We start from the raw sequence: 14,308 nt of genomic DNA on the forward strand, positions 1-14,308 counted from the left end.
GCGTCAATGGACCGTGAGGAGCAGCCCGAGCAGGGAGCCGTAGACCACGTGGGCTGCCACGGCCACCGCCGGCGTCTGGATCCCGTAATTCAGGCCTAGCAGGCCCGGAGGCTCAAGGGCTGCGCGGCTGGCCGGACCGGCCCTGGTGCTCGCCATGCGGGGATGGATGCCGGGCAACAGCGGCAGGATGACGGTCAGCGCCACGGCGACGTGCAGGAGCCCCAGCAGGGCGCCGATCCACCAGGTGGCTCGCCCGAGCAGCGCGAAGACTGCCGCGTAGCCCAGCGCGAAGACCTGCCCAACGGCGAGGTGGATGAAGAACCCGGCGATCCGTGCCTTGTCCGGATCGGGCGTGACGAGGCTGCCCAGGACCAGGGGAAGGTCGAGCCGGGTCCAGCCGGCCATCTGGCAGGCGATCATCACCGCGGTCAGAGCGGTGGTGGCGAGCAGCCCGAACAGCGCCCAGCCTTGCCAGTCCATCTCAACCGCCGCCCCGCCGCTTGCGGGTGGTGCCCGCTTGTACCGTTTGCATGACGTACCTTCTAAAACGAGATAATCCAATTTTAGAATGGCGGATGAGAGGGAGGCAAGGCCCGACGCCGGCAACGTTCAGGGCGGCTCTGGGCGTTCGCCGACGGCGCCCGCGGACGCCAGGCTAGCCAGCCGCCGTCGTTCCCGTCTTTCCTGCTGTGGAGGCGAGGGGACACCGGCCCCTTTGAGCGGGCGGTTAGGCGTTGTTGTGGGCGAGGTTGGTGGAGAGTTCGCGGTGGGCGTCGGCCTGGGCGAGCAGGTCCTTGGCCTTCTGCTCGAAGGTTGCGACGGCGTCAGCGCCGGCGGCGAAGCGCAGTGGCGGTTCGTCTTGGGCAGCGAGCTGGATCAGGGCGTCGGCGAGCTTGGCCGGGTCTCCGCCCTGCTGTCCGTTCATGCCCTGCCAGGCGGCGACGGTCTGCTCGGTGCGGCCGGCGTAGTCCTCGATGCTCGATTCGGCGTAGCTGGTGGATTCCGGGCTGAGGAGCTCGGTGCGGAAGAACCCGGGCTCTACCAGCATGGTGCGGATCCCGAACGGAGCGACTTCCGGGGCCAGGGACTCGGCCCAGCCTTCCACGCCGAACTTCGATGCGGCGTACGCGGTGCAGAACTCCTGTCCGGCAATGCCCGCGGTGGAGGAGATCGTGACCACCAGGCCCGAGCGCTGGGCCCGCAGGACCGGCAGGGCTGCCCGGGTGACGTTGATGGGCCCGAACAGGGTGGTTTCGATCTGTGCCCGGAAGTCACCCGGGGTGATTTCTTCGAAGAATCCGGCGTTGAAGTTGCCGGCGTTGTTCACGAGGACGTCCACCCGGCCGAACCGGTCCACGGCGGCCTGGATGGCGGCTGTTGCGTCGGCGGGGTCGGTGACGTCGAGCCTGACGCTCAGCAGGTTCTCATGTTGGCCGACGGCCTGGGCGACCTTCTCCGGGTTGCGGCCGGTGGCGACCACTGCGTGTCCGGCGGCCAGGGCGGCCTTTGCGATGTCGGTGCCCATGCCGCGGCCGGCGCCGGTGATGAACCAGACCTTCTTGCCCGTGTTTTGCGGCTGTCCGGTCACGGTGTTCTGTTCAGTCATGGCGTGGTTCTGTCTTTCCTGGGGTGCGTGGTCCCGGCAGCGCTTGCGTGCGCACACCAGGGACGGTGGATCCACCGGCGGGTTGGCCGGCGGTGGTTGTTTCGGGAGGCGTTGCCGCCCAGCTGGCGAGGAACGCCAGCGCGTTTGCGGACGCGGAGCCGGGCTCCGCGGTGAAGGTGAACAGGGTCTGTCCCTCATCGCCGGGAAGGTCCAGCGTCTCGTATTGCAGGGACAGATCCCCGGCGACGGGGTGGTGGAAGCGTTTGGCCCCGGTGGTGTGGATCCGCACGTCGTGACCTGCCCATAACGCGGCGAACAGCCCGCTGCCGGTGGTGAGCTCACCGACCAGTTCGTTGAGCGCCCGGTCGTGCGGGTTGCGCCCGGATTCCGAGCGCAGCATCGCGACCGTGGTGGCCGCAACGGCGCGCCAATCGGGGTAGAAGTCCCCTGCGCCGGGGTCGAGGAACAGGTACCGCGCCTGGTTCGGCAGCCGGACCGGAGTGCCGGGCCCCGACGGTGCTGCGAACTCGAACACCGGCCCGTACAGGGCCCGGGCCAGGACGTTTGCGGCCAGCACGTCGGAACGGCCGTTCTGCACGGTGGCGACCACTCCGGTCATGCCGTCCATCAGGCGGAGCACCCCGGGACGGACCCGTTGCTGCGGTGGCCGCCGCGGTGCCCGGCGCGAGGGCGTGTTGGCGGTCCGCGCCAGGTCCATCAGGTGCGCCCGCTCAGCATCGTCCAGGCCAAGGGCAGAGGCTACAGCCTCGAGCACCGATTCTGAGACGCCGCGCAGGCTGCCGCGTTCCAGCCGGGTGTAGTAGTCCGTGCTGACTCCCGCGAGCTGCGCCACTTCCTCGCGGCGCAGGCCCGGCACACGGCGCAGCTCTCCGTAGCTGGGGATGCCGGCCTGCTCCGGGCTGATCTTCGCGCGGCGTGAGATCAGGAACTCACGGATGTCGTTTTTTCTGTCCACGTCCACCACGCTACGCAGCCCGTTCGGCCGGTGGCAGTGTCTATCAGACACCCCCAACCCTGAATGGGGGCAGGGGCCACCCTAGATGACTCGGGTCATGGTGCGGTCAGGGCCGATGCCACTGCCTTGCCCAGTTCTTCTGTGGTGGCGTTGCCGCCCATGTCGGGTGTGAGTGCTTGTTGCCCGCCGGCGAGCACGGTTTCCATGGCGGTGGTAATGGCGGCCGCGGCTTCGGGTTCTCCCAGGTGATCGAGCATCATGGCGGCGCACCAGATTTGCCCGATGGGGTTGGCGATGCCTTTGCCGGCGATATCCGGGGCGGAGCCGTGGACGGGCTCGAAGAGGCTGGGGAACTTGCGTTCGGGATTGATGTTGCCGCTGGGAGCGACGGCGATGGTTCCGGTGCAGGCCGGTCCGAGGTCGGAGAGGATATCGCCGAAGAGGTTGCTGGCGACGACGACGTCGAACCAGTCGGGGTGCATGACAAAGTTAGCGGCCAGGATGTCGATGTGGTACTTGTCCACCTTGATCGCTGGGTAGGCGGCGGACATGGCCTGCACCCGTTCGTCCCAGTAGGGCATGGTGATGGAGATGCCGTTGCTCTTCGTGGCTGAGGTCAGGTGCTTCTTGGGCCGACTTTGAGCCAGGTCGAAGGCGTACTTGAGGATCCGGTCCACGCCGGTGCGGGTCATGACGGTTTCCTGGACCACCGTCTCGCGGTCGGTGCCTTCAAAGATCTTCCCGCCGATGCTGGAGTATTCGCCTTCGGTGTTTTCGCGCACGACGTAGAAGTCGACATCCCCCGGGAGCCGGCCGGCCAGGGGGCTGGGCACGCCGGGCAGGAGTTTGACCGGGCGGAGGCTGACGTACTGGTCGAAGTGACGGCGGAACTGCAGGAGGCTGCCCCACAGCGAAACGTGGTCGGGGACGACGTCGGGCCATCCGACGGCGCCGAAGAAGATGGAATCGAACTGGTTCAGTTCCTCGAACCATCCGTCGGGCAGCATTTTCCCGTGCCGGGTGTAGTAGTCAGCGGAGGCGTAGTCGAAGTGTTCGTACGTGAGGTTCAGGTCGAAGGCTGAGGCTGCGGCGTTCAAAACGCGCAGTCCTTCGGGCACGACTTCGGTGCCGATTCCGTCGCCGGGAATGACTGCGATGCGGTGGGGTTTCGACATCAGGATCCTTCTTCGTTGTTGTTAGGTGTTCGGGGTTAGCGGTCAACTGGGTTGGCCGGTTCGCGGTTTTCGAGGACGTCGATGACGGCGTGCGCGGCTGCCAGGCCGGCCCGCGTCCGGGCTTCGGCACTCTGGCCGGCGAGGTGGGAGGTGATGAGCACGTTGTCCAGGCCCCGAAGGGGGCTGTCGCCGGGCAGGGGTTCGCGCTCGAGCACGTCCAGCGCGGCACCGGCAATGGAACCGTCGCAAAGTGCCTTGGCCAGGGCCTCTTCATCCACGAGTGAGCCGCGGGCCGTGTTGATGAGGACGGCGGTGGGTTTCATCGCTTGCAGCCGGGGCGCGTCGATGAGTTTGCCGGTGCTCTGGCCTCCACGGGTGTGCAGGGAGAGGTAGTCGGCGTCGCGGATGACGGTGTCGAGATCGGTGAACTGGGCCGCGCTGTTATCGGGGTCGGGGTGGGCGGTGCTGACCAGGACGGTCATGCCGAGGGCGACACCGAGGTTTGCGGTGGCGCGTCCGCTGGGGCCGTAGCCGATGATGCCCAGGGTGGAACCACGCAGTTCATGTCCGGCTTCCCGGGGCCAGTGGCCTTGGCGGACGGCGTTGGTGACCTCCAAGAGGCGGCGTGCGGCCATGATGATCAGCCCGATGGTCAGTTCGGCGACCGAGTGGTGATTTGTTCCGGGTGCGTTGCAGACCCTGATTCCTTGTGCGGCGGCGGCCTGGACGTCGATGGAGTCGTACCCCACTCCGCTGCGAGCGATGACTTGCAGGGAGGCAGCGCCGGTGAGCATGTCGGCCGTGACCGGTTCGCTGGCGAGGATAGCCCCGGAGACGCCGTCGAACAACGAGCGACGTTCCTCAAGGGTCCGCGGCCCCCGGGATGGCGAGTAAACCGGTTCCAGACCGCGTTCCCGCAGGAGCTGGTCAACGGCATCGCCCGGGTGGAGGTAATCGGTGGTGATCAGGATGCGTGGGGCCATGGTGCGGGTGGCTTCCTATTTGTGTTTGGTGCAGATGAGGTGCAGTCAGCGGCTGTGGGCTTACTGTATACGCGGACAGGGCCGCCGCGGGATACACGGCGGCCCTGACGGGTGCGGTGTTAGTGGACGTCGACCTTGTCGGCTTCCACGACTTCGGGGCTCTTTGACTCGATGACGTTCTTCTCCTGGCCATGGGCATGCAGGGCCTTGCGGGCTTGGACGGGGTCGAAGTCCTTTTCCCATTTGCCGACGACCACTGCTGCCATCGCGTTGCCGAGAACGTTGATGAAGACGCGGCCTTCATTCAGGAGCCGGTCGATGCCGACGATGAGGGCGAGAGCGGCCAACGGGATTCCGCCGACTGAGCTCAACGTGCTGGCCAGGACGATGAATGCGCCGCCGGCGATGCCAGCGGTGCCCTTGCTGGTGAGCATCATGACGCCGACCATGACGAGCTGTTGTTCCCAGGAGAGGTCCATGCCGACGGCCTGGGCCAGGAACACGGACGCCATGGTCAGGTAGACGGCGGATCCGTCGAGGTTGAAGGAGAACCCGGACGGGATCACGATGCCCACGGTGGACTTGCCGACGCCCATGGCTTCGAGCTTCTTGATCAGCTGCGGGAGGACCGCTTCGCTCGAGCAGGTGCTCAGGGCGATCAGCAGTTCAGCCTTGAAGTAGCGCATCACCGTGAAGATGTTCAGTCCGCAGGCACGGGCAATAGTGCCCAAGACCACGACGACGTAGACGACGCATGTTCCGGTGAACAGCAGGACGAGGTAGCCCAGCTGCTGGAGGCTGGCTGTGCCGTAGTTGGCCACGACGGCGGCGAGTGCGCCGAACGTGCCGATGGGGGCAAGGCGCATGACCCAGCTGACGATTTTGAAGATGACCACGGACAGGGCCTGGATGCCCTTGGTGAGGAACGCGCCGGATTCTCCGGAGACGTTCAGGGCGGCACCGAACACGATGGAGACCATCAGCGCTGCGATGATGGTGTGGCCGGTCAGGGCCCCGAACAGCGATTCCGGAATGATGTTGCTGACGAACTCGAGGCCGTCGAAGCCTTTATTGGCGGCCGCCGGCACCTTGCTCCCGTCCAGCTGTGATGGATCGATGTTCATGCCTTCGCCCGGGCGGAAGACGTTGGCGACGACCAGGCCGATCAACATCGACACCAGCGACAGGGCGATGAAGTAGCCCAGGGCCTTCACTCCGATCCGGCCTGCTTTGCGCAGGCTGTCCATCGAAGCGATGCCCAGGGACACCACGCAGAACACCACGGGAATGACGATCATCTTCACCAGGGCGATGAACCAGTCGCTGAGCGGGGTGAGCTGCTTGCCGACGGAGGGCAGGAGCAGGCCGACGGCGATGCCCAGGACGGCGCCCAGGACGACTTGGCACCAGAGCTCGCGAAGCAGCCGGCCGAACCGGGATCGCTGCTTGGGCGGGTGGGCGGAATGTTGGGGGTTCTGAATGGTGTGGGACGACATCTTGGGTGCTCCTTTGCACGGCAGACAGAGAAAGTTGGAGAGGTGCGGTCCCGGGCAGTGATGCTGCCCGGGACCGGGGCACTGCCGGATTGGTTAGCTGTGCAGTGCGCGCAGGACCTTGTAGAACTCGGCCTTGCCTTCGAGCCCGATGCCCGGCAGATCACCCGGGGCCACGCGGCTGTTGACGATGACGGCGTCGTCGGTGAAACCGCCGGTGGGCTGGAACTCGCCCGGGTAGGACTCGTTGCCGCCGAGTTTGAGGGCTGCGGCGATGTGAAGGGAGAACTGGTGTCCGCCGTGCGGGATGCAGCGGCGTGAGGACCAGCCGTGCTGGGCCAGCATGTCCTGGATCCGGCGGTATTCGGTCAGGCCGTAGCTCAGGGCCGGGTCGACCTGGATGAAGTCGCGGTCCGGGCGCATCCCGCCGTAGCGGACCAGGTTGCGGGCATCCTGGAGGGAGAACAGGTTCTCTCCGGTGGCGATCGGGTTCTTGTAGTGCTCGGAGAGGGTGGCGTTCAGGGCGTAGTCCAGCGGGTCGCCGACTTCCTCGTACCAGAACAGCCCGTACTGGTCGATGGCTTTGCCGTATTTCAGCGCGGTCTCCAGGTCGAACTTGCCGTTGACATCCACCATCAGGCGGGAAGCGTCGCCGTCGAGGACCTCGATCACGGCTTCGATGCGGCGAAGGTCCTCGGCGAGGTCGGCGCCGCCGATCTTCATCTTGACCACGTTGTAGCCCTTGGCGAGGAAGCCCCGCATTTCGTTCTGCAGGTCCTCAAGGCTCTTGCCGGGTGCGTAGTAGCCGCCGGCTGCGTAGACGAAGACGTCCTTGTCCGGGTTGCCGTCGCCGTAGTGGTCCGAGATCCACCGGTAGAGCGGCACGCCGGCGATCTTCGCGGCGAGGTCGTGCAGGGCCATGTCGGCGACGCCGACGGCGACGGAGCGTTCGCCGTGTCCGCCGGGCTTTTCGTTGGACATCATCAGGTCCCAGGCCTTCTCGGGGGAGAGCTGGCCGTCCTCATCAAGAAGGTCTTCGGACGGGGCATCCATGATGCGCGGCAGAATGCGGTCTTTCAGGATGCCGGTCGCGTTGTAGCGGCCGTTGGAATTGAATCCATAGCCAACCAGGGGCTTGCCGTCGACGAACACATCGCTGACGAGGGCGATGATCGTGCAGTCCATCTTGGTGAAGTCAATGAAGGCGTTCCGGATCGAGGAACTGATGGGAATGGTGCCGACGTGGGCGGAAACGATTTTCATCTTTGAATCTCTCCTGGGTGGTATCTTATTTCTTATAAGATCTGGATCGAGACGGACCCCAAGTGACGTGGGGGACATCTGCCCGTCGAGCGAATATCTTATAAGACCTTGGATCAAAGGCTAGCCGAGGCGTGACGGGAGGCACAAGCCTTCGCCTGGAATTTCTTATAAGATGTACTGGGAACTACACGCTGAGCAACGGGGGCCACACCTCGACGAGGGATTCGGAGCGGCAGATGAACACCACAAGCGTCTTTTCCAGTAAGGGCAGCCTGGCGTACAACGAACTCCGCCAGCTCATCCTCTCCGGTGGCCTTGCCCCGGGCTCGCGCATCTCCCAGTACGAACTGGCGGAGAACATGCAGATGAGCATCACACCCCTGCGGGAGGCGATCCGCCGGCTCGCCAGCGAGGGGCTGATCCTCATGGACACCCACCGGGATTCCCGGGTGGCCGCCATGAGCGCCTCCGAAGCACGAGAACTCCTTGAAGTCCGACTCTCACTCGAACCATCGGCAACAGAATTGGCGGCCTCCCGCCGCACGGAAGCTGATATCGCCGCGATGCGCACAGCAGCCGGGAAGCTCCTGCCTGTCACACGGGTCTGGGGCGAGGACGCGATCACGGTGCACCGGGAATTCCACCGTGCGGTCTACGCCGCCTCGCACAACGACGTCATGATCAAGCTCCTGGATGACCTGTGGGACAAATCTGACCGCTACCGCCGCATCGGCCTCGAGCTCCCCTCCGGGGATGAGCCCCGAACGATCGACCTGAACCAGCACCACCAGATCCTTGAGCTTGTCATCGCCGGCGACGGCGCAGGCGCCGCCGAACTGGCCCGCACCCACATCGCCAACAGTCTCACAGCCTCGGTAACCGGAGCTCTGGAGGAACGCGAGAACGTCCAGCCGGTAGCCCTGGAGGAAACCGCGTAGTCTGCCGACTTCCCCCCCATCGTCAGAAGCCGGCCGCTGCCTGGCATTATTCATACAGCCCCGCTGGGGATTGATCATGCAGTTCAGGTACGTGCGTATTGGGTGCCCGCGGTATGTGCTTCTATTGCTAGGTTCAGTTCTTCCAGGGTCGGGGGGTTAGCTCCCGGGCGCTGTACGGTGATGGCCGCGGCTGCAGCTGCGGTGTGGCCGAGCTGCTCCAGGACGGCCGGGGCGAAGCCTTCGGTTCCTCGGGTGAGAAAGCCCAGGATCAGGGCGGCCATATAGGAGTCGCCGGCGCCGATGGTGTCGGCAACTTTGGATTTCACGGCGGGGATGCTGATGCTGGCGGTCGGGGTGGTGAAGTGTGAGCCGTCGGCGCCCTTGGTGATGACGGTAAGTCCGGTGCCCAGGCCGAGGATGTGGGCTGCGGTTTCGTCCAGGCTTTTTTGCGGATAGAGCCACTGGGCGTCCTCGTCGCTGAGTTTGACGACGTCGGTTAAGGGCACGAGCTCTTCGAAGGTGGCTTTCGCTTCGTTGTGGCTCCCGAGCAGGGCTGGGCGGATGTTCGGGTCATAGGTGATCATGCAGTGCCTGTGGGCCTGTTCGAGCAGGGCCTTCACGGCGCTGGCACCGGGGCTCAGGAAAGTGGCGATGGATCCGGTGTGCAGTATTTTCGGGAAATAGGCTGGGGCTGTCGGGGCAAGGTCCCAGGAGATGTCGAAGTCGTACCGGGCGGAGCCGTCCGGTCCAAGGGTTGCCGTTGCCGATGCCGTCCGGGTGAGGGACTTTGACCCGGGCAGAAGTACGACTCCCGCGCTGCGGAGATGGTTTTCGATCGAGATTCCCCGCGCGTCCGGGGCAATGGCTGTGAGCAGGCCTGTGGTTACGCCGAGGCGGCCAAGTCCGTAGGCGACATTGGCCGGCGAGCCGCCCGGGTGTTCCACTTGGTCGTCTGACGTGGTGACCACGTCGATCAGCGCCTCGCCTACCACCATGACGTCAAGCGTCTGGTGAGCATCGTTCCGGGCTGTTGTGAGGTAATCCATGGTCTGTCTCTCGTGGAAGCTGATGGCGGGGCCTGTCCGAGGCACATCAGTCCGCGGACCGGTAACCCGGGTCCGCGGACTGACATGGCCGCAGCAGTTGTTCAGGCGGTGGCTGCACCGGTCATGATCGCAACTGCATCGGTCATGGTGTGTGATTGCGGGGTGATGGTGGCGGCGCACTTGCCGAGGCGCTGGATGTGGATCCTGTCCGCCACGTCAAACACGTGCGGCATGTTGTGGCTGATCAGGATGACGGGCAGGCCGCGGTCCCGGAGGTCCCGGACCAACTGCAGGACCTGGTTGGACTCCCGGACGCCGAGTGCCGCCGTCGGCTCGTCCAGCACGACGACCTTGGATCCGAACGCCGCGGCGCGGGCCACGGCGACGGCCTGGCGCTGGCCGCCGGATAGGTTCTCCACCGGCACTGTCACGTCCTGCAGGGTGGAGATGCCCAGCCGGGTCAGCTCATCCTTGGCCTTGGTGCGCATGCCTTTGGTGTCGAGCATCCGGAACACGCTTCCGAGGAGTCCTGCGCGCCTTTCCTCCCGGCCCAGGAACAGGTTGGAGGCGACGTCCAGCGCCGGTGAGACCGCGAGGTTCTGGTACACGGTTTCGATGCCGTGAACGCGGGCGTCCTGCGGCCGCTTGAAGTGCACCTGCTGTCCCGATACGAAAAGTTCTCCTGTGTCGGGAACTTCGGCGCCGGTGAGGCACTTGATCAGGGTTGATTTGCCTGCACCGTTGTCGCCGATGATCGCCAGGACTTCACCCGGGTACAGGTCCAGGCTGACGCCGTCCAGTCCCACGACACGGCCGAAGGTTTTGACGAGGTTCCGGGCCTGCAGGATGGGCTCGCGCGTGGCGACGTGGGGGGCTTCAAATTCAGTCATGGTCATGACTTGACCTTTCGGATCCACTGATCGACGGACACAGCAACAATGATCAGGACGCCCACGGCGAGCGTCTGGTAGAGCACGTCCAGCCCGGCGAGCGAGAGGCCGTTGCGGAAGACGCCGACGATCAGGGCGCCGAGGAGCGTTCCCCAGACGGAGCCGCGGCCGCCGAAGAGGCTGGTTCCGCCGATGACGACGGCGGTGATGGAGTCCAGGTTCAGGTCCACGCCGCCATTGGGGCTGGCTGCGTTGGTGCGGCCGATCTGGATCCAGGCGCCGACGGCCAGGACGGCGCCGGCTGCGAGGTAGACGCTCATGAGGACACGGTTTACCGGGATGCCGGCCAGGCGGGCGGCTTCCTTGTCATCTCCGACGGCGTAGACGTGCCGGCCCCACGCCGTCTTGCCCAGGATGAACGCGACCGCGATGTAGAGAAGGAGCATCATGACCACGCCCGTGGAGATCCTGACCGGGCCCACCGGGAAAGTGGTTCCTGTCCAGGTCAGCAGGGCCGGCATGGCCGAGCCGCGCACTGTCGCACCGTTGGAGTAGAGCAGTGTCAGGGCGATGAAGATGTTCAGCGTGCCCAGGGTGACGATGAACGGCGGGAGCCGGAATCTGGTGACCAGGAATCCGTTCAGGGCTCCGGCGGCGAGTCCGACCACCAGGCCGGCGAGCAGGGCGACAGGGGCGGGCACTCCGTTGTTGACGGCGAGCTGGGCCATGACCATGGAGGACAGGATCATCACGGCCCCGACGGAAAGGTCGATGCCTGCCGTAAGGATGATGAGGGTCTGGGCGATGGCCAGGGTGCCGACGACGGAGACCTGCTGGGTGATCAGGGAGAGGTTTTCAACCCGCAGGAACCTCTCATTGAGGAGGCTGAACACCACCACTGCGATGAGAAGCACGAGGGCGGGGCTGACGGCGGGGTAACGGTGGAGGATATTGCGTATCCGGCTAAGCGGTGTCTGGCGGTCGAGGAATTCCTCGGCCAGATCGGCCTGCCCGGCGCTGGGCGGTCCGGCGGTCTGTTGCTGGGTCACGATTGGTCCTGATCTTCGGTGATGGTTGCTGGGGCGGAGCTAGCTCGGTAGATGAAGTGCGGGGAGGCCGATAGCGAACTCCGGCCTCCCCGCCCGCAGTGAAGCTGGGTGGGTTACTTTCCCCAGCAGATGTCGGAGGCCGCGGTGGTGGTGATGCTCTTGACGCCGTCGACCGGCTTGTCCGTAACGAGCTCGACGCCGGTGTTGTAGAAATCAAGCCCCGGTGAGTTGGCCGGCTTCTGGCCGGTCTTGGCGAGGTCAACAATGGCCTTCACACCCAGTTCGGCCATCTTGACCGGGTACTGCTGGGCCGTGGCACCGATGACGCCCGACTTGACGTTGTTGACGCCCGGGCAGCCGCCGTCCACCGAAACCACCAGGACGTCCTTTTCCTTGCCGGCGGACTTCAGTGCCTCAAAGGCGCCGGCCGCGGCGGGTTCGTTGATGGTGTAGACGACGTTGATGTTCGGGTTCTTGGACAGCAGGGTTTCCATGGCGGTGCGGCCGCCGTCCTCGGCGCCCTGCGAGGCCTGGCTGCCGACGATCTCGTAGTCGCCGCCCTTGCCGCCGGTGTACTTGCCGGTTTTGGCCTCGTCACCGTTCTTCTTCTTGTCCGCGGTGTCGATGCCCAGTCCCGTAAGGAAGCCCTGGTCCCGGTTGTAGTCCACCGAGACCACCTTGTCGTCAAAAAGATCGACGAGGGCAATGGTCGCTTTCTTCCCCGCCAGCTGAGCTGCGGTCCACTTGCCGATCAGCTCACCCGCGGCGAAGTTGTCGGTCGCGAACGTGATGTCAGCGGCGTCGGCCGGGTCCGGCGGGGTGTCCAGGGCGATGACGAACAGGCCGGCATCCTTGGCCTTCTTCAGGGCATCCACGACGGACGGGCCGTTGGGAGTGATCAGGATGCCCTTGTCGCCCTTGGAGATGGCGTTCTCGATGGCCTGGATCTGGGTGTCCTCATCGCCGTCAGCCTTGCCGGCTGCGAGCTTCAGGTCTACGCCCTCGGCAGCAGCGGCCTTCTTCGCGCCGTCCTGCATGGAGACGAAGAACGGGTTGGTGGTGGTCTTGACGATCAGCGAGACGCCGACCTTTTCACCGGACGCGGTTCCAGTTGATGAGGTGGACGGGGAATTTCCCCCACAGGCTGAAAGACTGAGGGCTCCCAAGGTCAGCACTGCTCCCGCAGCGAACAGGCGGGTGGCCGTTGAACGGGGTGCTTTGGAACTCAACATTGAATCTCCTGGTGTTTGAGGCCTTCACTGGCCTCGACAACGATGTCATGTACGATGTAATCAGCATCACACCGGAGAGTCAATAGATGCAACTTAGAAGGAGCGATATTTTTGACAACGATGTCCGATCGTAGCCAGCCCGCCGTTTCCGGCAATCGTCCGACCATGCGCCACGTGGCTGCCCTTGCCGGCGTCGGAATTAAGACCGTGTCCCGCGTGATCAACGATGAACCTGGCGTGTCGGACGCCACCCGGGAAAAGGTGCTCAGCGCTTCACGGCAACTCAACTACCAGCTGGACATGGCCGCCGGCAGCCTGCGCCGCGCGGGCAGGCGAACGCTCTCCGTCGGGCTCCTGCTACCGAGTGTCTCCAACCCATTCAGCGGCGAGATCAACCGGGCAATAGAAGATGCGCTGGGAGCCAGGGGAATCGCGGTTTTTGCGGCCAGCCTCGATGACGACCCCGAACGGGAGCGGGCCATTGTTGCGGCGTTTCTTGGCCGGCGCGTCGATGGGCTCATCCTCACGCCGATCGCCAAAAGCCAGGCGTATGTGATCCCGGAGCATTCCCGTGACCTGCCTGTGGTCTTCATTGACCGGGAACCTGTAGGAGTGGAAGCGGACGCCGTCGTCACCGACAACGCGGCAGGCTCCGCGAGGGCGGCCGCCCACCTGATCAGCCGCGGCCACACCAGGCTTGCCTACCTGGGGGACCGCACCGACATCCAGACCGCGCGGGAACGCCGTCGGGGGTTCATGGAAGAGATCGGCCGGCACGGCATTCCCACCTCCACGGTTCCTGTCCGTGAAAACCTTCACGACGAGGAGTCGGCGAGGTTGGCCGTGTTGGAGCTTCTCACAGCCGGCGAACCGCCCACTGCGATCTTCTCCAGTCAGAACCTCATCACTTTCGGCGCCATGCGTGCTCTGAGAGAGCTCGGGCTAAGCAAACGCGTGGCGTTGATAGGGTTCGATGACTTCACGCTTGCCGACATGATGGATCCCGGCGTGACGGTCATCGCCCAGCACCCCGAGCGGATCGGGAAGCTGGCAGCGGAGCGGCTGCTGGCCAGGATTGACGGCGACCAGCAGCCTCCGCATACCTATGTTGTCCCGTCTGAGCTAGTGCAAAGGGGATCCGGGGAACTCTGCCCTCCGGCCTGACGGGATGCCTTCTGAACCATGTTTTCGAACCCATTGACCTGAAAGGGATCACGATGACCAAAACCCTGTATGCCGAGTTCACCGTCAAGCCCGGCAGCGAAGCCCGTGTTGCTGAAATGATGCTCGAGCTGACCGAGCATGTCCGCCGGGAACCGGGCAACGAGCTGTTCCTTCCCTATACCCGGGAAGAGAATCCCCGGGAGTATTTTGTCTTCGAGGTCTACCGAGATGAAGCCGCATTCCAGGAACACATCGGTGCCGATTACGGCGCCAGATTCAACGAAGAACTGGCCCGCCACATCGAAGGTGACGCCTCGGAGCTGACCTGGCTCCTGCCGCTGGAATAGCGCCCAGTCAATCCAGCCGATCCACGGGCGCTGGAGTTCTGCGTCCAGGACTTACAGAGGGCCTGAACGGCCGCCTACTGGAAAAGACCCTTCCCGCGCTACCGCTGGGAGGGTACTTTCGGCTGCCCGGCCCTCGCTTCGTCCGG

Annotated in this window: 14 protein-coding genes; 3 read left to right on the forward strand and 11 right to left on the reverse strand. The window is 64.9% G+C overall.

Features of this window, described 5'->3' with window-relative positions; all coding sequences use genetic code 11:
- Nucleotides 1-3 precede the first annotated feature (3 nt).
- The 7 genes from BM372_RS13135 to BM372_RS13165 form a co-directional block, all read right to left on the reverse strand.
- Entirely contained in the window at nt 4-480 is a 477-nt protein-coding gene (locus BM372_RS13135) for a hypothetical protein (protein WP_090955885.1), read from the reverse strand.
- A gap of 247 nt (nt 481-727) precedes the next feature.
- Nucleotides 728-1,606 carry an SDR family oxidoreductase gene (locus BM372_RS13140; RefSeq protein WP_090955886.1) on the reverse strand — a complete coding sequence of 293 codons (879 nt, stop codon included), beginning with the start codon at nt 1,604-1,606 and terminating at the stop codon, nt 728-730.
- The gene (locus BM372_RS13145; RefSeq protein WP_090955946.1) at nt 1,599-2,582 is read right to left on the reverse strand and encodes a helix-turn-helix transcriptional regulator; all 984 of its coding nucleotides are present in this window, start codon (nt 2,580-2,582) and stop codon (nt 1,599-1,601) included. The genes BM372_RS13140 and BM372_RS13145 overlap by 8 nt, the downstream gene beginning before the upstream one ends.
- Nucleotides 2,583-2,677: 95 nt before the next feature.
- Nucleotides 2,678-3,757, reverse strand: coding sequence for a tartrate dehydrogenase (locus tag BM372_RS13150; protein WP_090955887.1), 1,080 nt, complete (start codon nt 3,755-3,757; stop codon nt 2,678-2,680).
- Nucleotides 3,758-3,792: 35 nt separating this feature from the next.
- Complete coding sequence (locus BM372_RS13155; RefSeq protein WP_090955888.1) at nt 3,793-4,740, reverse strand: phosphoglycerate dehydrogenase; 948 nt, start codon at nt 4,738-4,740, stop codon at nt 3,793-3,795.
- A 119-nt stretch (nt 4,741-4,859) separates the two neighbouring features.
- Entirely contained in the window at nt 4,860-6,236 is a 1,377-nt protein-coding gene (locus tag BM372_RS13160; RefSeq protein WP_090955889.1) for a cation:dicarboxylate symporter family transporter, read from the reverse strand.
- 93 nt (nt 6,237-6,329) lie between these two features.
- Nucleotides 6,330-7,496: a mandelate racemase/muconate lactonizing enzyme family protein gene (locus BM372_RS13165; protein WP_090955890.1), complete on the reverse strand. Its 1,167-nt coding sequence runs from the start codon at nt 7,494-7,496 to the stop codon at nt 6,330-6,332.
- A 236-nt stretch (nt 7,497-7,732) separates the two neighbouring features.
- Between BM372_RS13165 and BM372_RS13170 the strand changes: the two genes are divergently transcribed.
- Nucleotides 7,733-8,434: a GntR family transcriptional regulator gene (locus BM372_RS13170; RefSeq protein WP_090955891.1), complete on the forward strand. Its 702-nt coding sequence runs from the start codon at nt 7,733-7,735 to the stop codon at nt 8,432-8,434.
- Between the two features lie 83 nt (nt 8,435-8,517).
- Here the strand turns inward: BM372_RS13170 and BM372_RS13175 are convergent, their stop codons facing one another.
- From BM372_RS13175 to BM372_RS13190, 4 genes are all read right to left on the reverse strand, one after another.
- On the reverse strand, nt 8,518-9,480 hold the full coding sequence (locus BM372_RS13175) for a carbohydrate kinase family protein (RefSeq protein WP_090955892.1): 963 nt from the start codon (nt 9,478-9,480) through the stop codon (nt 8,518-8,520).
- 101 nt (nt 9,481-9,581) lie between these two features.
- Nucleotides 9,582-10,376: an ATP-binding cassette domain-containing protein gene (locus tag BM372_RS13180; protein WP_090955893.1), complete on the reverse strand. Its 795-nt coding sequence runs from the start codon at nt 10,374-10,376 to the stop codon at nt 9,582-9,584.
- Entirely contained in the window at nt 10,373-11,419 is a 1,047-nt protein-coding gene (locus BM372_RS13185) for an ABC transporter permease (RefSeq protein WP_090955894.1), read from the reverse strand. The genes BM372_RS13180 and BM372_RS13185 overlap by 4 nt, the downstream gene beginning before the upstream one ends.
- Nucleotides 11,420-11,532: 113 nt before the next feature.
- Nucleotides 11,533-12,651, reverse strand: coding sequence for a substrate-binding domain-containing protein (locus BM372_RS13190; RefSeq protein ID WP_090955895.1), 1,119 nt, complete (start codon nt 12,649-12,651; stop codon nt 11,533-11,535).
- A gap of 165 nt (nt 12,652-12,816) precedes the next feature.
- Here BM372_RS13190 and BM372_RS13195 point away from each other — a divergent pair, with 165 nt between their 5' ends.
- Entirely contained in the window at nt 12,817-13,815 is a 999-nt protein-coding gene (locus tag BM372_RS13195) for a LacI family DNA-binding transcriptional regulator (protein WP_090955947.1), read from the forward strand.
- A 53-nt stretch (nt 13,816-13,868) separates the two neighbouring features.
- Nucleotides 13,869-14,162, forward strand: coding sequence for a putative quinol monooxygenase (locus BM372_RS13200; protein WP_090955896.1), 294 nt, complete (start codon nt 13,869-13,871; stop codon nt 14,160-14,162).
- Nucleotides 14,163-14,308: the final 146 nt, after the last annotated feature.

Origin of the sequence: Arthrobacter sp. ov118 (assembly GCF_900116495.1) — a bacterium.
Lineage (GTDB): Bacteria > Actinomycetota > Actinomycetes > Actinomycetales > Micrococcaceae > Arthrobacter.